Here is a 22,371-nt window from a genome sequence, read left to right as displayed (position 1 = left end):
CTTATTAAACGTTTCACGTGTAACAATTAAAAAACAATAAATACATAACTAATTGATTATGAACAGCAAAATACTACTCGAAAATTTAAGATGCATACCCGATTGGCCTATTAAAGGTGTCAATTTCCGCGACGTAACCACTTTGTTTAAATCTCCTGAAGCACTTAAAGAAATCATAGATGAAATGCATGAGATTTATAAAGATAAAGGAATTACAAAGATAGTAGGTATTGAAAGTCGTGGCTTTGTAATGTCATCAGCACTCGCTTTGCGACTTGGAGCGGGCATTGTGCTTTGTCGCAAGCCTGGTAAACTACCCTGTGAAACCGTTCAAGAAAACTACGCAAAGGAGTATGGAATTGACACAATAGAGATTCATAAAGACGCTATATGTGAAGATGATGTTATTCTATTACACGATGACTTACTCGCTACAGGCGGAACAATGCGCGCCGCGTGTAATCTAGTAAAGAAGTTTAAGCCTAAGAAGGTTTATTGTAACTTTATAATAGAACTGCAAAGCGAATTTCCTGACTGCCGTAATACTTTTGATAAGGATATAGAAATATCCTCTTTACTGCAATTTTAAGCTGTGCTAATTGTGATATTAATTCCTGAACCTCTTTTCAGAAGCGCTAATTTGCATCACAAAACAGCATTTACTATCACTTAGAAAAGACATTTCTGTTTTCCCAAACCAAGACTATCACCTTATTATATATGGTTTTCTATCTTAAGAAAGAGCAGAAAAAGCAAATAAACCGAAAGGCACAACATCCTTGTCTTTCGGTTTTAGCTATATAAAAACTATTCTGCATTAGACTGTAAATATAAAGGTATTTGCTTTAAAGAAAGATTCTAAAGATTTAATCAGCGTTATTTGCAACTTTGTTTCACGTGAAACAAGATTTAAGTAAAACGCTTTAATACAATAAAGTAAGACGTATGACAAAAGAAGAGAACGATAAACGAATAGCTTATCTTAAGAACATAGTATCTAATTTGCCCTCGAGACCTGGAACATATCAATACTATGACAAGGAACACGTTATTATTTACGTGGGCAAAGCTAAGAATTTAAAAAACCGTGTAGCGTCTTACTTCCACAAAGAAGCCGACCGTTTCAAGACAAAAGTACTTGTTTCTAAAATTTATGATATAACTTATACTGTCGTAAATAGCGAAGAGGATGCGCTATTGATAGAGAACCAGCTTATAAAACAGTACCAACCACGCTACAACGTACTGCTAAAGGACGGCAAAACCTACCCAAGCATTTGCATAACAAATGAGTTTTATCCTCGAATCTTTAATACTCGTAACATAAATAAGAGATATGGCAGCTTTTATGGGCCTTACAGCCACATCAGCAGTATGTATGCCATACTCGAAATAGTAAAGAAACTCTATAAACCACGCACATGTCGATTCCCGATTACAAAGGAAGGGATTGAACAAAAGAAGTATAAGCCGTGTTTAGAATACCATCTGGGAAACTGCGGAGCGCCTTGTATTGATAAGCAATCGTACGAAGATTATCAGCAGAACATAGCAATGGCTCGTCAAATATTAAAGGGTAATACACGCGAAGTACAACGCTTAATGAAAGCCAAAATGGAAGAATGTGCAGCGGATTTACGCTTTGAGGAAGCAGAAGCATACAAGCAACGTTATATCGCATTAGAGAATTTTGCTGCAAAAAGCGAAATTGTTAGCTACACAATTGCCGACGTAGACGTCTTCTCCATCGTAAATGATGACAGCAGGAAAAATGCTTTTATCAACTATTTACACGTTACAAATGGTGCTATAAACCAAAGTTTCACCTTTGAATATAAGCGAAAGTTAGATGAAACGGATGCAGAACTACTCAACGAAGCTATTCCAGAGATTCGAGAACGCTTTAAGAGTACAGCTAAAGAGATTATCGTTCCCTTTGAATTAGACTTCCATATAAAAGACGCAACCTTCTTTATTCCACAACGAGGAGATAAGAAACATTTGCTTGAACTGTCTCAAATGAATGCTAAACAGCACAAATTCGATCGACTAAAGCAAGTAGAAAAGCTTAATCCTGAGCAGAAACAAACACGTTTAATGAAAGAATTGCAAGAACGGCTTAAGCTTGCGAAGTTACCTTACCAAATAGAATGCTTCGATAACTCAAACATTTCAGGCACCGATGCTGTAGCTGCTTGCGTGGTATATAAGGGCATGAAGCCCTCGAAAAAGGACTATCGAAAATACAATATAAAGACTGTTGTAGGTCCAGACGACTATGCTTCCATGCAAGAAGTAGTACGACGACGCTACAAACGTATGATAGAAGAGGGTACTTCCCTACCCGATCTCATCATAACTGATGGTGGTAAGGGACAAATCGAGGTTGTAAGAGCCATCGTTGAAGACGAGTTAGAGCTCAAAATCCCTATAGCTGGATTAGCAAAAGATAATCGTCACAGAACCAACGAGTTACTATTTGGATTTCCACCACAAACAATTGGTATTCCAACAAACTCCGAACTCTTTAAAATCCTTACCCAAATACAAGACGAGGTACACCGTTTTGCAATTTCTTTCCACCGAGATAAGCGCTCAAAACACCAACTACATAGCGAGTTAGACGATATTAAAGGAATTGGAAGTAAAAGTAAAGAGCAGCTATTAAAGCACTTCAAGACTGTCAAAAAGGTAAAAGAAGCTGATATTCAAACACTTACTGACATCATAGGAGGCTCAAAAGCTGTGCTAATATACAATTATTTCCACCCAAACTCCCTATAATTAAAATAAAATAAGTACATTTGCGATATGAGAGTTGTAATACAACGCGTTAAACACGCATCAGTAACAATCGACGGAAACATTAAGTCAGCGATAGAAAAAGGCTTACTTATTCTCCTTGGCATAGGCGAGGACGATGGCGAAGACGATATTAAATGGCTTGTAAACAAGATTGTTGGCCTACGAATCTTCGACGATGAGCAAGGTGTAATGAACAAAAGTGTTATGGAAATAGGTGGCGAAGCCCTTGTTGTTTCGCAGTTTACACTCATGGCAAGCTATAAGAAAGGAAACCGCCCAAGCTATATTCATGCTGCCAAACACGATATTTCCATTCCTTTATACAACAATTTCTGCAAGGAATTAAGTCTTGCAATGGGCAAGACTGTGGGCGAAGGAGAGTTCGGTGCAGACATGAAAGTTGAATTGCTTAACGACGGTCCTGTTACAATATGTATGGACACTAAGAACAAAGAATAGCAAAATGCAGAACGAAATAAGCATTAGAGAAGCACAAAAGCTTGTTGATAATTGGATTAAACAATATGGAGTGCGCTACTTTAGCGAGCTTACTAACATGGCTTGCCTTACCGAAGAGGTAGGCGAACTGGCGCGTGTGATGGCTCGAACCTATGGCGACCAAAGCTTTAAAGCAGGCGAAAAGCCCAATATAGGAGAGGAAATGGCAGATGTTCTGTGGGTTCTGATGTGCTTAGCCAACCAAACTGGTGTAGACCTTACAAATGAATTACAAAAGAGTTTCGACAAGAAAACAAAGCGTGACAAAGACAGACACAAAGAAAATAAGAAGCTAACGCAAATCGAAACATCTACTGCAGCCGACTGATAACATCTGAATTCAAGCCTAAGGTTTCGTATAATAGATTAAAGAAAACATATATTTAAATTAAATAATAAATTATTATGCAAAGCAAAGACGGTAAAATTAAACTTACCAGCAAGTATGATGAGATGCTGAAACAATACAATCTCGATATAACAGACGAGGGTATTAAGGAGGCAGTTAAAAAGATTATAGAAGACAAAGTACCTGAAAACGACACTTTAGACGTTAAGAAATTCCTTCTTGGAAGCGTAGAATTAACGACTCTTCAAACCGATGATACAGAGGAAAGAGTGCTCGCAATGGTAGAGAAAGTGAACAAATTTGCTCAAGAATACCCTACCCTTCCACACGTTGGAGCTATTTGTGCGTATCCATGCTTCACAAAACTCATTGCCGACAGCTTGGAAGTAGATGGTGTAGATATAACAAACGTAACAGGAAACTTCCCTTCTTCGCAAACATTCCTTGAAGTTAAGACCATCGAAACAGCTCTTGCCATCAAGGATGGGGCTACTCAAATAGATATAGTGCTACCTGTTGGCAAGTTCCTATCAGGCGATTATGAAGATGTTTACGACCAAGTGAACGAGTTAAAGCAGACTTGTGGCGACATACCAATGAAGGTTATCCTTGAAACAGGCGACCTTAAGAACGCTCGAAACATTAAGACTGCAGCCCTACTTTCTATGTTTGCAGGTGCTGATTATATCAAGACAAGCACAGGAAAAGAGAAGATTAGCGCAACACCAGAGGCTGTTTACGTGATGTGTACAGCTATAAAAGAGTTCTATGACAAGACTGGTATCCAAGTAGGACTAAAGCCTGCAGGCGGCATAAATACCGTTATGGACGCTATTATCTTCTATACCATTTACAAAGAAATACTCGGCGAGAAGTGGCTAACGAACTATTGGTTCCGTCTTGGCACCAGTCGTCTAACCAATTTGTTGCTAAGTGACATTGAAGGCAAAGAGGTTAAGTTCTTCTAAACCATCTTTCAAAAAACACAATAAAGCCCGATTTCAGCGCTGAAATCGGGCTTTTTATATCTTTGTACCAATACACGCAGATTGCCGTATATAGTGCTTTAAAATAGCGAATAGGCTTTGCAAAAACAGTGTTACGATTCTGCAACATCACTGCAAGCTATCTGCAGCAGTATTGTAGGGTCTTCGCAGCAGCATTGCAGAGGCTTTGTACAGAGATTGAAAAAAGTAAACTAAAAGGCTGAACCCCCACTCTATGGAAGTTCAGCCTTTGTTTTTTGTCAGGCAAAGAGCTTTTAATTGATGGTCATTGTTACAAACACTTTGCCTTATTTACTCCTATTCATCAAGAAAAACGATATTTTTAGGTTTGCTTTAGTTCTTTCGTTGAATTACAAAATCCAAGTAAGCTTTTAGCGCACTGGCTATCGCTTCGTTGTGAACATAGTTTGAAATAAACTGCAAAGCCTCACTGTGAAACTCTAACATTTTCTTTTCGGCATACTCTATACCACCGCTTTCCTTTGCAAAAGCCACTAATTGGGCAATTTCATCAGCAGTTACCGTTCCTTCTTTCACCTTCATTGCCAATGCAGTCATTTCCTTATTACCCGTAGATTTCAGTGCGTATATAATAGGAAGTGTCAGCTTTCCCTCGAGCATATCGTTGCCCGTAGGCTTTCCTATCTCCTTAGAATCGTAGTAATCGAATATATCATCTCTTATTTGGAAGATGATTCCGATGCGCTGTCCAAACATTTTAGCAGCCTCAATGTCGCTGTGCGATGCCTTTCCAGCCTTTGCTCCAATCACCGCACACGACTCAAACAAAGCCGCTGTCTTTTGTTTTATTACTTGATAATATACTTCTTCCGATATCTCTTGGTTGGAAATGTTGGTCAATTGCAATATTTCGCCATTAGAAAGCGTACGTCCCAGCTCTGCAAGATCGCGCACAATATCTTCCGACTTGGTATAAGCCATGTTCAGAAGCGCCGTCGAAAGAATGTAATCGCCCACTAATACGGCTACCTTATTATTATAAGTAGCATTCACCGACGCCTGTCCACGCCGTTCTCCGCTTTCGTCTACCACATCGTCATGCACCAAACTGGCTGTGTGTAGCAGTTCCAAGCCAATGGCAGCATGCTGTGCCACGAATGTAACTTCGCCAAAATTCTTCGCTATTAGCAACATAAGTATGGGGCGCATACGCTTCCCTCCCCTGTTCCTAATATGCTCTAACGCATGCGAAAGCAAGCCTTCTTCGTGTGTTAAAGATTTGTTAAACAGTGATATAAAGTCGTCTAATTCCTGACTAATCGGCTCTTTTATAATCGACAGATAATCCATTCCTAAAACTATTTTGATACAAAAATAATGAATAATATCGGTAAATATGGCATTTTTTTAGTAATTTTACCCTTAAATAATATTTTTACAATGGACAAATTGTTTCTCATCGACGCTTACGCCCTTATCTATCGGTCGTATTACGCCCTCATTAGAAACCCACGTATCAACTCAAAAGGAATGAATACATCGGCTATTATGGGCTTTTGCAATACGCTAAACGAAGTGCTAACAAAGGAAAATCCCACACATATTGCTGTGGCTTTCGACCACGGACTCACCTTTCGCCACGAGGCATACCCCGAATATAAGGCACAAAGAGAGGAGACACCAGAAGATATAAAGCTCGCTGTCCCCTACATAAAACAAATACTTGAAGCCATGCGCATACCTATCTTACAGGTCGATGGCTTCGAAGCTGACGACATTATCGGTACGGTTGCAACACTGGCGGGCAACAACAACATTACCACCTTTATGCTTACGCCCGACAAAGACTATGGTCAGCTTATCCGAGAGAATGTTTATATGTATCGGCCAAGGCATGGCGGGGGCTACGATATAATAGGTGTGCAAGAGGTAGAAGATAAGTATGGTATCCCTACCCCAGCCCAAGTAATCGATCTTCTGGCGCTTATGGGCGACTCAGCCGATAACTTTCCTGGTTGTCCGGGCGTAGGAGAAAAGACTGCTGTAAAGCTTATCAACGAGTTTGGCTCTATTGATAACATGCTCGAACATACCGACCAGATTAAAGGAAAGCTAAGAGAGAAAGTGGAAAATGCTGTCGATGATATTAAGATGTCGAAATTCTTAGCAACCATTCGCACCGATGTTCCATTCAATATGGAATGGGACGAATTGAAGATACAGCAACCCGACGAAGACAAACTACGCACAATTTTCACCGAATTGGAGTTCAAAACACTTCTTAACAAGTTTGTTAAAGGCAGTCAAAAAGTGCAAAAGACAGACAATTTACAGCTCAATTTGTTTGCAGAAAATACGCCCGAAGATGCAGAAGAGGCGAAAAAAGGCCCTTCCTGCAGCCTTTCAACAGTGCCATACAAGTACAAACTCATTGATAATGAGCAAGAAGCGCAGGAACTTTGTGATTATTTCTTGACAAAAGAGTTCCTCAGTTTAGACACAGAAACGACATCTCCAGACGCCATCGACGCAGAATTGGTGGGCTTAAGCTTCTCCGTTGCCGAAAAAGAGGCCTTCTATGTCGCCGTCTCAGCCAATCGTGAAGAAGCCTTAAAGATGGTAAATATATTTAAACCATTATACGAAGACGAGAAGATTCTGAAGATTGGACAAAACATTAAGTACGATTACGAAGTGTTACATAAATATGGCGTTACATTAAAAGGTAAGTTCTTCGACACCATGATAGCGCATTATCTTATCCAACCAGAGCTTCGCCATAACATGGACTACATGGCAGAGACTCTTCTAAACTACAAAACCATTTCGATAGAGAGCCTCATAGGTGCCAAAGGAAAGCAACAAAAGAATATGCGCGACCTACTTCCAAGCGATATTTACGAGTACGCTTGCGAAGACGCAGATATAACATTGCAACTGAAAAACGTGCTCGAACCGAAGCTAAAGGAGGTGGAAGCCGAAGAATTATTCTGGGAAATAGAGATGCCTCTCGTGCCTGTGCTTGCCGATATGGAACTGCATGGCGTTCGTTTAGATACAGCGGCGCTGGAAGAAACCTCGCATATTTTTACGCAACGCATGAACCAATACGAGCAGGAAATATACGAATTGGCAGGCGAAAGTTTCAATATTTCAAGTCCAAAGCAGGTCGGCGAAATTCTGTTTGGTAAGCTCCAGGTAATGGAAAAGCCAAAGAAGACCAAGACAGGACAGTATGTTACAAGCGAAGAAGTATTGGTGAGCTTGGAGAATAAGCACCCTATCGTGCATAAAATATTGGAATACAGAGGTATTAAAAAACTACTAAGCACTTACATTGATGCCCTTCCAAAACTTATAAAACCCCATACTGGACACATACACACGTCGTTCAACCAAGCTCTTACAGCTACAGGCAGACTCTCATCAAGCGATCCGAACCTGCAAAACATTCCTGTAAGGACTGACGATGGCAAGGAAATACGCAAGTGTTTCATACCAGAAGCAGGGTGCGAGTTCTTCTCTGCCGACTATAGTCAGATTGAATTGCGCATCATGGCCCATCTTTCTGAAGACGAAAACATGATGGAAGCCTTCCGCGAAGGGCTGGATATACACCGCGCAACAGCGGCTAAGATATGGCACGAGAGCATGGATAGCGTATCAGACACGCAACGTAAGAAAGCAAAACAGGCTAATTTCGGCATTATTTATGGCATTACCACGTACGGTTTAGCCCAACGCATGGATATTCCTAACGCTGAAGCGAAGGAACTAATAGACGGTTACTTCGCCACTTTCCCAAAGGTAAAGGCTTATATGGAGCGAGCTAAAGAGGAAGCAAGGCAAAAAGGCTACGCTGAAACCATCTTCCGCCGACGCCGTTACCTTGCCGACATCAACAGTCGTAACGCTACTGTGAGGGGATTTGCCGAACGAAATGCCATCAACGCACCTATACAAGGAGCTGAAGCAGACATTATAAAGGTGGCCATGGTGCGCATTTGGCAACGCTTTAAACGCGAAAATATTCGCTCAAAGATGATTTTGCAAGTGCACGACGAACTCAATTTCTCGGTACTTCCCGACGAAAAAGAGCGTGTAGAACGCATTGTTATAGAGGAAATGCAAAACGCCTACCCGCTCAATGTGCCTCTGATAGCCGATGCTGGTTGGGGAAAGAACTGGCTGGAAGCACATTAAAAACCAACAAAAGTAGCAGCATAGGTTTGCAAAAGAGGTTTTGAAACGGTGGCATATAGTCGATAAGCGCTTAATATATAGGCGTGGTAGTAATGCTACCATGCTTTGGTAGCAATAGTACCACGCCATGGTACTAACACTACCAAGCCATGGTAGTAAAGTCGAAAAATACTGGTTTCGTTCTCAAACTGCAATCATTCTCATTATTTTGTAGTAACTTTGCCTGCACAAAAGATAAGTATGGATATACAAGAATATGAAATAATGGCCCCTGTTGGCTCTCGCGAAAGTCTCGCAGCAGCCATTCAGGCAGGTGCAGGCTCTATCTATTTCGGTATCGGACAGCTGAATATGCGTTCTCATTCGGCCAACCACTTCACGATAGAAGACCTCAATGAGATAGCAGAAACCTGCAACGAACGTGGCATAAAGACCTACCTAACGGTGAATACCGTAATTTATGGCGAGGACATCAATACTATGCGCGAGATAATTGACGCTGCAAAGGCTGCCAATATCACCGCTGTCATCGTCAGCGACGTAGCTGTTATGGTGTATTGTCGCCAGGTTGGCATGGAAGTACACCTATCTACACAGCTCAATATATCGAATATAGAAGCACTGAAATTCTATGCACAGTTTGCCGATGTAGCTGTTTTGGCACGCGAACTGAACATGGACCAGGTAGCAGAAATATACCGACAGATTGAAGAACAGGACATTCGAGGACCTCGTGGCGAGCTTGTTCGCATTGAAATGTTCTGTCATGGTGCTTTCTGTATGGCTATTTCGGGAAAATGCTATATGAGTTTGCACGACTCGAACCGCTCTGCCAATCGTGGACAATGCACGCAGATTTGCCGCCGTTCGTACACCGTTACCGACAACGAGACAGGCAATCAGCTTGAGATAGACAATAAATACATAATGAGTCCTAAGGATTTAAAGACCATTCGCTTTATCGACAAGATGATGAAAGCAGGTGTTAGAGTCTTTAAAATAGAAGGACGAGCACGTGGTCCAGAATACGTTTACGAGGTGGTAACGTGCTATAAGGAGGCAATACAGAGCGTACTCGACGGCAATTATACCGAAGAGAAGAAGAACCAATGGGACGAACGCTTATCAACTGTGTTCAATCGTGGCTTCTGGGACGGCTATTATCAAGGTCAACGCTTGGGCGAATGGACAAAGAACTACGGAAATAAGGCAACAGAAAAGAAGGTTTTGGTGGGTAAAGTAATGAAATACTTCTCTAAACTCGGCGTTGCTGAAATAGCAGTAGAGGCTTCTGAGATAGAGAAAGGACAGAATATGCTCATCACAGGACCCACAACTGGCATTCTAAAGTTCGATGCAAGCGAGATAAGATACGACCTTCAACCTGTTGATAAGGCTGAGAAGGGCTGGCGAGTGTCTATTCCTGTGCCCGACAAAGTGCGCCCGAACGATAAGGTTTACAAGCTTCTGAAGACCAATATAGAGTAAAAATACTTCATAAAAAAATAATAAATCATGATAGACCTACGACAAATTGCCAAACTATTTCTGCGCCTTACCGTAGCTTCATCTATGCTTTCGGCAGTTGCAGACCGCCTCGGATTATGGCCAAAAGAACTGTGTATGTGGGGCGACATGGACAAATTCATTGCCTATACACAATCGTTGATACCTTATATACCTGCCGATGCTGTGCCCGTACTGGCATGGACAGCTACGGTACTTGAGGTTTTGCTCTCTATTTGTCTGCTTGCTGGACTGAAATTGAAGTGGACTGCATCGATTACAGGGCTGATGATACTTACCTTCGCTATCGCAATGGCAACATCTATGGGCTTTAAGGCAGCATTAGATTACTCAGCTTTTACTGCTTCTGCAGCTGCTTTTGGCATACTCGCCTGCGGAAATGGTGTCTTGGAAATAGACAATATGTTTGGTCGCCGACGCTATAACTACCGTCGTATTCACATGATTAGATAAACAATAATATATTTACGAAGATGACAATCAACGAAATACAAGACGAAATAATTGCTGAGTTTGACGAGTTTACCGAATGGATGGATAAGTATCAAATGCTTATCGACCTCGGAAACGAGCTTGAAGGACTGGGTGCAGAATATAAAACTGAACAGAATTTAATAGACGGTTGTCAAAGCCGAGTATGGCTTCAATGCGATATTAAGGACGATAAACTAGTATTTACAGCCGATTCTGATGCACTTATCACAAAGGGAATTATTGCCCTGCTCATCAGGGTTGTAAGCGGACATACACCAAAAGAGATACTCGATACCGACCTTTACTTCATCGAGCGCATAGGTTTGCACCAACATTTGTCGCCTACACGCAGCAACGGACTGCTGTCGATGGTAAAAAAGATAAAGGCTTACGCATTGGCATTCAATATAAAAGGCGAGTGAGAAAGCTACGTACCATAGAAATGAACCGCCTCTCGCTTGAGGAATTTAAGCAGAGTCGAAAGCTACCGCTCGTCGTTGTTCTCGACGATGTGCGGTCGCTTCACAACGTTGGCAGCGTCTTTCGGTCGTGCGATGCTTTCCGTATTGAGGCGATTTATCTATGCGGAATCACAGCAACACCCCCCAATGCAGAGATACACAAGACGGCTTTGGGGGCTGAAAACTCAGTCGATTGGCAGTATTTTAGTAGTGCTGAAGATGCTGTAAAGCAGCTAAAAGAGAAAGGTTGCTTCGTTTATAGTGTTGAACAAGTAGAGGGTTCGACTGCATTACAAGACCTTTCGGAGTATATTTCGCCTATCAACAACGATGCAACTGCCCAAAAGCACTATGCCGTAGTACTTGGAAACGAAGTAAAAGGTGTGCATCAATCGGTTGTAGACCTAAGCGATGGCTGCCTCGAAATACCTCAATTCGGCACAAAACACTCACTAAATGTAAGTGTTACAGCAGGTATTGTAGTTTGGGAGTTTGCCCGTGCACTGCTGTTTTAAGGACTTAGGCAGCCTAAAAATAAAACAATTGTTGCCCTACCCTATCATCATTTGCAAGTAAGCACACTTCTCTGGATTGCCAAGTGTCTTACCTTTATCACACGAAAGCTTCACGCAATCGTGCCACTCGCGACTTTCTGTAATACGCATTCGGGTGAGTTTCACGACAATATTCATTGATTTTACGTTCTCAACATGGCAGGTAAGGTAGGTTCCCATACCATAACTATCTTTCATTCTTCCGTCAACATACTTATGAATCTCTATGGCACGGTCGATATCAAGGCCATTGCTAAATACCACTTGCTTCGTGGCTGGGTCGATACCAAGCGACTTATACTTTGCAATAATCTTCTCTAACTGTTCCTCTTCCACACCGCTATCTACACGTAAACCGTTAAACATCATCGCCATACGCTTAGAAAGGTTGCTGAAGAACACCTTATCGCCAAAGCAATCGTAAAGATAAATACCGTTGTCTCCATCGTAAACATCGCTGAATTTGCGCATTACGTTGAAGTTACACTCAAATATTCCACTTACACATTCCTCGAATTCGATAATCTGATGACTCATTGTACCAATCGCAACAAGGTCGTATTGCATCGCAAGATATACGTTACTGGTACCTGCAAAGCGGCCTGTCCAAGGGTGAAAACCATCATTATCGGTAAAGCCACCCTGTTCATAAACCTCCTTCATCGTTCGGATAACCATGTTGTGGTGGTCGAACGACATACGACGACGAGTACCCATATCACTTAAAATAAGTCCGTTTGAGAGGATCTTATGTGTCTTTTCCACGCAACGTTCGTACTCTCGCTTAGGATTATAGGCTGTTATATCGCCTTGAAGATGATGCATTAACTCCGAAACAATACTTAAAATCGGCATCTCCCACATAATAGTTGAGTACCATTTGCCACGTACTTTAATATCCAAATGCCCCTCTTCGTCCTGTGTAACAGTAAGTTCGTGCGGATTGAACCGATAGCCTCGAAGAAAGGTAAAGTACCATTGAGGTAGGTAATACATACGTTTCTTCATGAAAGCAATCTCTTCTTCCGTGATAATAACATTAGGCATATATCCTAATTGTTCGTTTAGAAGTTCGGCAAACCCCTTCGGATAGATTGTATCATTGCGATCGAAGAATGTATATTCTACCTCGGCACGAGGATAAGTCTGCATAATGTAGTACTGACAACTAAACGTATAAGCGTCGTTATCGGTGAAATGTTGAATTATTTGTCGCATATCTTTTCTAAAATCTCAGCCTTGTTGTTAAAGCTTTATCCAATGCAAAGATAATAAAACTTAATGGATAAGTAGGCTAACTCCTATTTATTTTGTAAATTTGCACCTATTATTAATGATAAAGAACTAAGCAAATGCAGAATTTAGTTATATATAATACATTGCATCGGCAGAAGGAACGCTTCCAGCCGATAGCTGCTCCGAATGTCGGAATGTATGTTTGTGGTCCTACTGTATATGGTGATCCACACTTGGGACACGCCCGTCCATCAATAACATTCGATATTTTGTTTCGCTATCTACAGCATATTGGCTATAAAGTGCGCTATGTTCGCAACATAACTGACGTAGGACACTTAGAGCACGACGCTGATGAAGGCGACGATAAGATAGCAAAGAAAGCACGATTGGAGCAACTTGAGCCTATGGAAATAGCGCAATTCTACACCAATCGCTATCATGATGCAATGCGTTCGCTTAATGTTCTGCCGCCATCAATAGAGCCTCACGCTACAGGACACATTATAGAGCAAGAAGAACTCGTTAAGGAGATAATGCAAAACGGTTACGCTTACGAGAGTAACGGCAGCATTTACTTCGACGTAGTTAAGTTTGACAAGGACCATCGTTATGGTATTCTGTCTGGTCGTAACCTTAATGACATGATAAACAACTCGCGTGAGCTTAACGGAGTGGGCGAAAAGCGAAACCAAGTAGACTTTGCTTTATGGAAAAGGGCTATGCCTGAGCACATAATGCGATGGCCTTCGCCTTGGAGTGAGGGCTTCCCAGGCTGGCATTGTGAGTGTACGGCGATGGGAAGGAAGTACCTTGGCAAGCATTTTGATATACATGGAGGTGGAATGGACTTGGTTTTCCCACACCATGAGTGCGAAATTGCACAGGCAGTAGCAGCCCAAGGCGAGCAAATGGTGAAGTATTGGATGCACAATAACATGATAACCATCAACGGACAGAAGATGGGTAAGTCGTTAAACAACTTCATTACGCTGGAACAGTTCTTCACTGGCAACCACGAAACGTTACAACAGGCTTACTCTCCTATGACGATTCGTTTCTTTATCCTATCTGCTCACTATCGCGGAACGGTAGATTTCTCAAACGAAGCCCTACAAGCTGCACAGAAAGGATACGAAAGATTGATGAACGCTATAGAGGATTTGAAGCGTATTCAAGCCGCTACTGCAAGCGATGAGAATACTAAAAAGTTTGTTGCAGCACTGCGACAAAAGTGTTACGATGCGATGAACGATGACCTTATGACCCCTGCTGTCATCTCAAACCTATTCGAAGCGTGCCACATAGTGAATCTTCTTATCGACCATAAAGCGCAAATTAGCAAAGAAGACTTAAAGGAACTCAGCGAAACCATGAGCCTTTTTGCTTTCGATATACTGGGTTTGATAAACGAACGTGGCGCTAACAATGACGCAAGAGAGGCTGCTTACGGCAAAGTAGTGGACATGGTGCTCGATTTACGCGCAAAAGCAAAAGCCAATAAAGACTGGGCTGTAAGCGACCAAATACGCGATGCACTTGCTGAAGCTGGCTTCCAAGTAAAAGATACCAAGGACGGTGTAACTTGGAAGTTGGATAAATAAAGGCTGAAAACTACAAAGGAGTTAAAGCGTAAAGGGAATAAAGAGGATTAAAAACAACCTCTTCAAAGTTCTCTTTACGCTTTAACTCCTTTTATTATATATGTGCTAAAGACTTATTATATACGCACTGCGGTGCCCGAAACAGCCACCATCAGCATCGAACCGCCCTGCCCTACTGTCTCATAATCGATGTCGATGCCCACAATAGCGTTTGCACCCAATTCCTGTGCACGTTGCATCATTTCTTGAATAGAAGTCTCCTTGCCTTCCTGCAACACCTTTTCGTACGACTTGCTTCGTCCGCCTACAATGTCTCTGATACCTGCAAAGATGTCTTTTATAAAGTTAGCACCAATAATTGTTTCACCCGTTACAAGTCCTTTGTACTCTAAAATCTTATAACCTTCGATGTTTGGAGTTGTTGTAAGAATCATAATCTGTTATTCTTTAAGTTTTTATTGGCAATCGCTTTGACTGCGTTACCATTATAACGGAATACTTTTCTAAAAATTATAGTAATCTTCTGCCTTCTCTTAAAAAATTGAATTAAAAGTTCACATAATAGCATTGATTTTGTAAAGATTTCTTTATTAGAAAACGACATAAGTTATTTCGTTTTGTAATAGTGCCTGTTTTGCACGACAATATAGGCACTTTTGCCGTGCAATAGAGCCTGTTTTACAATGCAAAACAGGCTCTATTGCAAAACACTGATAACAAGCTTGTTACACAATACTACATCTTATGTAAAATCTTTACATTCTTATTGTTTAATCATCACATATGAAATAAGAAATAAAAGAGATTTTTTCTATTCAGAAAAGTAAAACCAATATATTATTTTTCGAGTAACATTAAGCACTCGTTAAAATATCTATGAAGAGCGCTGAATGTCGTAATTGTAGTTAAAAAAATCTGTTCTTTTAAGCAATTCTCTAAGTATTATCTACCTTTGTAGCAATAAATATAACACAAGTGCTACTTGCAAATATACTTTTGCTTGCCAACTTGTTTGCCACTCAAATAGGCCTCATTGGCAGCAATACATTACTTGACACGTATAAGGATACAGTTTCAATAGAGAGAACACAGCAGAAAGACTCTATTCCCGATACAATTGTTGTTCGGAAGAATCCTTGGTGCGCAGCAACACAAGTTGTTGCGGCTAATCTTAGTATTCTTGCTTTTGACAGATACATACTCGATACTCCTTATTCGAAAGTTACTTCGAAAACGATAAGCAGGAATCTATCGCCCAAAAAGTGGTATTGGGACAGCGATATCTTTAGGACTAACATGTTCTTACACCCCTATCATGGCTCAATATACTATAATGCAGCACGCAGTAATGGCTTGTCTTACGTTGAAACCATACCTTATGTAGCTCTTGGAAGCGTAATGTGGGAAATCAGCGGAGAAATGGAACGCCCGTCTATCAACGACTTTATAACAACATCAGCGGGCGGATTGGCAATGGGGGAGGTACTGCATAGGGTTTCAGACCGCATTTTCGATAACCGCAAACGTGGTTTTCAACGTGTTGTAAGCGAAGTAATCGGTACAATAATAAACCCTTCTCGGGGCTTTACTCGCTTAATATCGGGTGAAGCTTTCCGTGTATCGAAAAGTCAAAGCAAGCTGGAAACAACTACAAATATACCGCTTGACTGTTCCATTCTTACTAATATACAAATGCTCGACAGCCATAATGCAGGAGTAAAACCACATTATCGCACCGTTTTCAACATTAGTTTTGATTATGGTTCGCCCGTTGAAGCATCAAATAAACGCCCTTACGACTTCTTTAGAGCTAACTTAGGGCTCAGTCCAGGTATGGAACAATCACTCGTAAGTAATGCTAATATCATCGGACAACTACGCAACTGGCCATTATTACAAAGCAAACATAGCACGACAACCATAGGATTGTATCAAAATTTCGACTTTTATTCAACCGATTCCATCAATGGAACAGTGCCATACAAAGTGTCTGAAGCTGCAAGTATGGGACTTGGTGTAGCTTGGTATTACCATTTAGGACTGCTAAAATGCTTTTCTGAACTTTACTTCAATGGTGTTTTGTTGGGTGGTGCCCTATCCGACTATCACAACAACCGCTATAATCGCGAGTATAGCTTAGGCAGTGGCTATAGTATTAAAAGCTTTTCTGGTTTCAATTATGGCTCTATTGCTCGCTTTAGCCTACTCGCCGACTTAAAAAGACTATTCTCTTGGCATGGTTACGAAGACGAAGATGAGGCTAAAGAATACATTGATTACAGTGTTTTGGGCGACCGTGGCAAGGTAATAACCTTTCTTTTACAACCCAAAATAGAGATTTCACTATCTAAACATTGGTTTATGGCAGCTTCTTCGCTATTTGTTTTCCGCAATTTTCATTATCATTATCGGCCCAATTGTCATACAACAACCTACGATGTAAGGCTTGGAATCGGTTTCAAATTATAGTGCTGAGTTCATAAAACAGACCATTAAACCAAGTCTAAATAAATTGATTATCGTTTGGAAAGTATGCTGAAAATTCGTATTTTTGCATTTCACGAATTACGATAACGAAAGGTAAGAAAGGTAAAAACAATATGGCAAAAGACAACAAAGGGCTCACTCCGATGATGCGACAATTCTTTTCGATGAAAGAAAAGCACCCCGATGCATTATTGCTCTTTAGGTGTGGCGACTTCTACGAAACGTATTGCGACGATGCCATAGAAGCTTCTAAAATCCTCGGCATTACTTTGACACGACGAAATAATGGTGCTGCCGCTGGAGATGAGATGGCTGGATTTCCCCATCATGCGCTTGATACCTTCTTACCAAAGCTTATTCGTGCTGGAAAACGCGTTGCAATATGCGACCAACTCGAAGATCCGAAGAAGAAACGTGAGGCTTTAAAGGGCAAACGGGGCTTGTCTGCCGAAGACAAAATGGTGCGACGAGGTATAACAGAGCTTGTTACACCGGGCGTTGCTATGGGAGACAACGTGCTAAACTATAAGGAAAACAACTTCTTGGCGGCTGTTCACTTCGGAAAAGGGGCGTGCGGAGTTAGCTTTCTCGACATTTCTACAGGAGAATTCCTTACCGGTGAGGGCACATTTGACTATGTTGAAAAGCTCATTGGCAACTTTTCGCCAAAGGAAGTGCTGTACGACCGTGCCCGAAAGTCTGACTTTGAACGCCATTTCGGTACACGCCTGTGTGTGTATGAAATGGAAGACTGGGTGTTTACCGACCTTTCTGCACGCCAGAAACTGCTGAAACACTTCGGAACAAAGAATCTGAAGGGTTTCGGTGTAGACCATCTTAACAACGGAGTAATAGCTGCTGGGGCTATTATGCAGTACTTAGAACTTACCCAGCATACTAATATTAACCACATAACATCGCTCGCTCGCATTGAAGAAGAGAAGTATGTGCGACTCGACCGCTTTACTATTCGTTCCTTAGAACTTGTTGCGCCAATGCAAGAAGATGGTTCTTCGCTGCTCAACGTGGTAGACCGAACCATTACTCCAATGGGTGGCAGAATGCTGCATCGCTGGCTTGTGTTCCCATTAAAGGACGTAAAGCCCATTAACGAGCGTTTGGATATAGTGGAATACTACTTCCGTGAACCCGATTTCCGCCAATGCCTGAACGACCAACTCCACCGTATGGGCGACTTGGAACGCATTATTTCGAAAGTAGCAGCAGGCCGAGTGTCGCCGAGAGAGGTTGTTCAGCTGAAGATTGCCCTACGTGCTATACTGCCAATCAAGTCCGCTTGCCTCTATGCAAACAACGATGCGCTGAAGAGAGTAGGCGAACAACTGAATCTTTGCGAGTCGATTAGAGACCGAATAGAGCAAGAAATTAAGCCAGAACCGCCACAACTGATTGCTAAAGGCGACGTTATAGCACATGGTTTCAACGCTGAACTGGACGAATTGAGGTCGATTCGCGACAATGGAAAGCAGGTTTTGCTTGACATTCAAGAGAAAGAAGCGGCTCAAACAGGCATCAATTCGCTGAAAATTGGCTTCAACAACGTTTTCGGATACTACCTTGAGGTGCGCAATACTTTTAAGGATAAGGTGCCAGCGGACTGGATTCGCAAGCAAACCCTTGCACAAGCAGAGCGCTATATCACCCCAGAACTGAAGGAATACGAAGCTAAAATACTTGGTGCCGACGAGAAAATACTCGCTCTCGAAGCGCGTCTTTTCAACGAATTGGTACAGGATATGCAGGAGTTTATCCCTCAAATACAAATCAATGCCAACCTCGTGGCACGCCTCGACTGCCTATTGTCATTCGCAAACATAGCTGAAGAAAACAAGTATGTACGCCCTTCGGTAGACGATAGTTTGGTAATTGACATCAAGAAAGGTCGCCACCCTGTGATAGAAACTCAACTTCCGCTTGGCGAACAATACATTCCGAACGATGTATATCTCGACAACGAGCAACAGCAGATAATGATGATAACTGGTCCTAATATGGCTGGTAAATCGGCTCTGTTGCGTCAAACCGCTCTCATAGTACTATTGGCGCAGGTTGGTTGTTTCGTTCCCGCAGAGAGTGCGAGAATAGGTTTGGTCGATAAAGTATTCACTCGAGTGGGTGCTTCCGATAATATTTCGCTTGGAGAGTCTACGTTTATGGTTGAAATGACCGAAGCATCGAACATTCTAAACAATGTTACGCCTCGCTCGTTGGTATTGTTCGACGAGCTGGGACGAGGCACAAGCACCTACGATGGTATCAGCATTGCTTGGGCAATCGTAGAGTATCTGCACGAACAACCACGTGCAACGGCTCGTACTCTCTTCGCTACGCACTACCATGAGCTTAACGAAATGGCCAAGAGTTTCCGAAGAATAAAGAACTTTAACGTATCTGTGAAGGAGTTAGACGGCAAGATTATCTTCGTAAGAAAGTTAGAACGAGGTGGTAGCGAGCATTCTTTTGGTATCCATGTTGCCGACATTGCAGGTATGCCGAAGTCGATTGTAAAGCGTGCCAATGTTGTTTTGAAAGAATTGGAGACCGACAATGCGCAGGTAGGTAGCGTAGGAAAGCCATCAGCAGAGAAGCTTGAGCAGAGTAGGGAAGGGGTTCAGCTTTCGTTCTTCCAACTTGACGACCCTGTATTAACGCAGATACGAGACGAGATTATAGGCTTAGATATCAACAACCTTACGCCTGTTGAGGCATTGAACAAGCTCAACGAAATCAAGCGAATTGTACTTCCGAACAGTAAATAAAGTGTAAAGATTTATTTCAATAATATTTATCGCTTAACTATCTCTGTATCAAAGTATTGCAAAACCCATTGTTTTGCGTTCCAAAAGCGGCTGTTTTGCACGGTAAAAGAGCCTATATTGCATCGCAAAACAGCCGCTTTTGTAAAGTCAAAGTGGTTCTATTGTTATTTTATACTGTTTTCTTTACAAAAACAAAGTATCTTTGATATAAAACCAAACCAGCCTTTAGTTCATGTCCGAAGGCTACAATAAGTAATTTGTTTCCTCCATAAAGTTTTATAAGAACCTTTCTGCCCACTAACAATAACGGCTCTGCAATAAACTTGCAGAGCCGTCATTGTGAATTATTTCTGGTATTGTTCAATTACTTTAGCCGTTGTATTCCTTACCTCTCGACCTCATAATCGACCATACTCCCAGTATTACGAATGGTATACTGAGTATCTGTCCCATATCAATAGGCAGATTTGATTCGAAGTCTACTTGTACTTCCTTCGTGTATTCGATAAAAAAACGGAAAGTGAAAATCAGCGCAAGACATAGTCCGAAGTAAAGTCCTGTGCCCACTTTCTTAGGATATTTTCTATAAATAAGGAAGATTATCCAGAAGAAAACAAAGTAAGCTATCGCCTCGTAAAGTTGTCCTGGGTGGCGTGGATAAGTATCAACATCGTAGAAGATGAACGCCCAAGGCACGTCAGTTACCTTTCCTATAATCTCCGAATTCATTAGATTGCCCAAGCGAATAAACACCGATGTTACGGTAGAGCAGATGCCCATAAAGTCTAAAACCACCCAAGCATTCAGCTTTGTACGCTTTATATAAAGGTAAAGACCTACGAGGAGGCCGACAACACCACCATGAGAAGCTAATCCTTGATAGCCTACGAACTTCCAACCACCGCCTGCAAGGAACTTAATTGGAAGGAAAATCTCTATAAAATGCTGCCATGAATCGAAGAATTCCTTAGGTTCGTAAAAGAAACAATGACCCAAACGAGCACCTATAAACGCCCCAAGGAAGACGTAAAGAAACATAGGCTCGAACTTTTCGTCGGCTATCTTGTGGCGTCTAAAAAGCCATCTCATAAGGAGATATGCAACGGCAAAGCCCACAAGCCAGCACATTCCATACCAACGAATGCCCATCGAGCCGAAGCGTACAAGGTATTCGTTAGGCTGCCATGCTATATAAAGCAGATTATTCAGCATTATTTAATCCTCCTTAAAATTATACGTTGAAACGGAAATGCATGATGTCTCCGTCTTGAACAATGTATTCTTTGCCTTCTACACCAAGCTTTCCAGCTTCGCGAACGGCTGCTTCAGAACCATACTTGAGATAGTCTTCGTACTTAATAACCTCTGCACGAATGAATCCTTTCTCAAAGTCTGTATGGATAACACCTGCACATTGAGGAGCTTTCCAGCCTTTATGGAATGTCCATGCCTTTACTTCCATCTCGCCTGCGGTGATGAATGTCTGAAGATTCAAGAGGTGATAAGCCTTATTGATGAGGCGGTTTACACCACTTTGCTCCAATCCAAGCTCGTCGAGGAAGAGCTTCTTGTCTTCGTAACTCTCCAACGATGCAATGTCTTCTTCCGTCTTTGCAGCAATAATCATCGCTTCTGCACCTTCCTCAGCAGCTATTTTCTCTACTTGCTTGCTGTATTCGTTACCATCTTTGGCACTGTTTTCGTCTACATTACAAACGTAAAGAACAGGCTTTGTAGTAAGAAGGAAAAGATCGTGAGCCGCTTGTTGCTCTTCTTTACTATCGAATTGCACGCTACGAGCATTCTTTCCTTGCTCCAAAACAGCCTTGTAAGCTTCAAGGACGGTTACCATAACCTTAGCATCTTTGTTGCCTGCAGCAGCTACTTTCTGTTGTTTAGCAAGCTGAGCCTCGATGGTTTCAAGGTCCTTAAGCTGAAGTTCGGTATCTATAATCTCTTTGTCTTCAACTGGATTTACGGCTGCTCCACCTTCACGAACGATGTTATCGTCTTCGAAACAGCGTATAACATGAATAATTGCATCACACTCTCGAATGTTGCCAAGGAACTTATTGCCCAGTCCTTCGCCCTTACTTGCACCCTTAACAAGACCAGCAATGTCTACTATCTCGCAGGTAGCAGGCACAATTCGGCCGGGGTGAACAATCTCAGCGAGCTTGTTCAAGCGCTCATCGGGCACAGTGATAACACCCAAGTTAGGTTCAATTGTACAAAAAGGAAAGTTTGCTGCCTGTGCTTTGGCACTGCTCAGACAGTTGAAAAGTGTAGATTTGCCAACGTTTGGCAAACCTACTATACCACATTTTAATGCCATATTCTAAATAAACGTTTATTTCTTTGTAGTGCAAAAATACTGCTTTATTTTGATATTGATTACCAAAAGAACATTATTTTACACTTCAAT

At 41.7% G+C, this 22,371-nt stretch carries 18 protein-coding genes; 13 read left to right on the top strand and 5 right to left on the bottom strand.

Going from position 1 to position 22,371, the window contains the following annotated elements; genetic code table 11:
- Positions 1-58 precede the first annotated feature (58 nt).
- The 5 genes from HXN26_RS03330 to deoC all read left to right on the top strand — a co-directional run bounded on the left by HXN26_RS03330 (position 59) and on the right by deoC (position 4,620).
- Positions 59-589 (top strand): adenine phosphoribosyltransferase, encoded by a 531-nt coding sequence (locus HXN26_RS03330; protein ID WP_025000312.1) that lies wholly within the window; start codon positions 59-61, stop codon positions 587-589.
- A 356-nt stretch (positions 590-945) separates the two neighbouring features.
- Positions 946-2,784, top strand: a complete 1,839-nt coding sequence (uvrC, locus tag HXN26_RS03325) for an excinuclease ABC subunit UvrC (RefSeq protein WP_273158687.1) — start codon at positions 946-948, stop codon at positions 2,782-2,784.
- A 27-nt stretch (positions 2,785-2,811) separates the two neighbouring features.
- On the top strand, positions 2,812-3,264 hold the full coding sequence (dtd, locus tag HXN26_RS03320; RefSeq protein ID WP_273158685.1) for a D-aminoacyl-tRNA deacylase: 453 nt from the start codon (positions 2,812-2,814) through the stop codon (positions 3,262-3,264).
- Between the two features lie 4 nt (positions 3,265-3,268).
- A complete protein-coding gene (locus HXN26_RS03315) occupies positions 3,269-3,631 on the top strand; it encodes a nucleotide pyrophosphohydrolase (RefSeq protein WP_199897113.1) in 363 nt (120 codons plus the stop codon).
- A gap of 77 nt (positions 3,632-3,708) precedes the next feature.
- Positions 3,709-4,620: a deoxyribose-phosphate aldolase gene (gene deoC, locus HXN26_RS03310; RefSeq protein WP_273158683.1), complete on the top strand. Its 912-nt coding sequence runs from the start codon at positions 3,709-3,711 to the stop codon at positions 4,618-4,620.
- Between the two features lie 372 nt (positions 4,621-4,992).
- Here deoC and HXN26_RS03305 read toward each other — a convergent pair whose 3' ends face one another.
- Entirely contained in the window at positions 4,993-5,970 is a 978-nt protein-coding gene (locus HXN26_RS03305; protein ID WP_273158681.1) for a polyprenyl synthetase family protein, read from the bottom strand.
- A 90-nt stretch (positions 5,971-6,060) separates the two neighbouring features.
- Between HXN26_RS03305 and polA the strand changes: the two genes are divergently transcribed.
- The 5 genes from polA (at position 6,061) to HXN26_RS03280 (ending at position 11,800) form a co-directional block, all read left to right on the top strand.
- The gene (gene polA, locus HXN26_RS03300) at positions 6,061-8,823 is read left to right on the top strand and encodes a DNA polymerase I (protein WP_273158679.1); all 2,763 of its coding nucleotides are present in this window, start codon (positions 6,061-6,063) and stop codon (positions 8,821-8,823) included.
- 240 nt (positions 8,824-9,063) lie between these two features.
- Entirely contained in the window at positions 9,064-10,311 is a 1,248-nt protein-coding gene (locus HXN26_RS03295) for a peptidase U32 family protein (RefSeq protein WP_273158677.1), read from the top strand.
- Positions 10,312-10,338: 27 nt separating this feature from the next.
- Positions 10,339-10,803: a DoxX family membrane protein gene (locus HXN26_RS03290; RefSeq protein WP_273158676.1), complete on the top strand. Its 465-nt coding sequence runs from the start codon at positions 10,339-10,341 to the stop codon at positions 10,801-10,803.
- A 20-nt stretch (positions 10,804-10,823) separates the two neighbouring features.
- Complete coding sequence (locus HXN26_RS03285) at positions 10,824-11,246, top strand: SufE family protein (protein WP_273158674.1); 423 nt, start codon at positions 10,824-10,826, stop codon at positions 11,244-11,246.
- Positions 11,243-11,800 (top strand): RNA methyltransferase, encoded by a 558-nt coding sequence (locus HXN26_RS03280; protein ID WP_273158673.1) that lies wholly within the window; start codon positions 11,243-11,245, stop codon positions 11,798-11,800. Before HXN26_RS03285 ends, HXN26_RS03280 begins: the two co-directional genes overlap by 4 nt.
- A 36-nt stretch (positions 11,801-11,836) precedes the next feature.
- On the opposite strand, the gene pncB is transcribed toward HXN26_RS03280, so the two are convergent.
- A complete protein-coding gene (gene pncB, locus HXN26_RS03275) occupies positions 11,837-13,057 on the bottom strand; it encodes a nicotinate phosphoribosyltransferase (RefSeq protein ID WP_025000302.1) in 1,221 nt (406 codons plus the stop codon).
- 134 nt (positions 13,058-13,191) lie between these two features.
- Between pncB and cysS the strand changes: the two genes are divergently transcribed.
- The gene (gene cysS, locus HXN26_RS03270) at positions 13,192-14,679 is read left to right on the top strand and encodes a cysteine--tRNA ligase (RefSeq protein ID WP_273158671.1); all 1,488 of its coding nucleotides are present in this window, start codon (positions 13,192-13,194) and stop codon (positions 14,677-14,679) included.
- Positions 14,680-14,795: 116 nt separating this feature from the next.
- Here cysS and HXN26_RS03265 read toward each other — a convergent pair whose 3' ends face one another.
- The gene (locus HXN26_RS03265) at positions 14,796-15,113 is read right to left on the bottom strand and encodes a heavy metal-binding domain-containing protein (protein WP_025000300.1); all 318 of its coding nucleotides are present in this window, start codon (positions 15,111-15,113) and stop codon (positions 14,796-14,798) included.
- Between the two features lie 541 nt (positions 15,114-15,654).
- Between HXN26_RS03265 and HXN26_RS03260 the strand changes: the two genes are divergently transcribed.
- Both HXN26_RS03260 and mutS read left to right on the top strand, forming a co-directional pair.
- Positions 15,655-17,148 (top strand): DUF3943 domain-containing protein, encoded by a 1,494-nt coding sequence (locus HXN26_RS03260; RefSeq protein ID WP_273158670.1) that lies wholly within the window; start codon positions 15,655-15,657, stop codon positions 17,146-17,148.
- A 131-nt stretch (positions 17,149-17,279) separates the two neighbouring features.
- Positions 17,280-19,946 carry a DNA mismatch repair protein MutS gene (gene mutS, locus HXN26_RS03255; RefSeq protein WP_273158669.1) on the top strand — a complete coding sequence of 889 codons (2,667 nt, stop codon included), beginning with the start codon at positions 17,280-17,282 and terminating at the stop codon, positions 19,944-19,946.
- Between the two features lie 369 nt (positions 19,947-20,315).
- Here mutS and lgt read toward each other — a convergent pair whose 3' ends face one another.
- Together lgt and ychF are read right to left on the bottom strand one after the other, a co-directional pair.
- On the bottom strand, positions 20,316-21,158 hold the full coding sequence (lgt, locus tag HXN26_RS03250) for a prolipoprotein diacylglyceryl transferase (RefSeq protein ID WP_025000298.1): 843 nt from the start codon (positions 21,156-21,158) through the stop codon (positions 20,316-20,318).
- A 19-nt stretch (positions 21,159-21,177) separates the two neighbouring features.
- Positions 21,178-22,281: a redox-regulated ATPase YchF gene (gene ychF, locus HXN26_RS03245; protein ID WP_273158668.1), complete on the bottom strand. Its 1,104-nt coding sequence runs from the start codon at positions 22,279-22,281 to the stop codon at positions 21,178-21,180.
- Positions 22,282-22,371: the final 90 nt, after the last annotated feature.

It is taken from the genome of Prevotella aurantiaca, from assembly GCF_015262605.1.
Classification (GTDB): Bacteria; Bacteroidota; Bacteroidia; order Bacteroidales; family Bacteroidaceae; genus Prevotella; species Prevotella aurantiaca.
The sequence above is the reverse complement of the archived record's forward strand: the minus strand, read 5'-3'. Positions and strand labels throughout refer to the sequence as shown.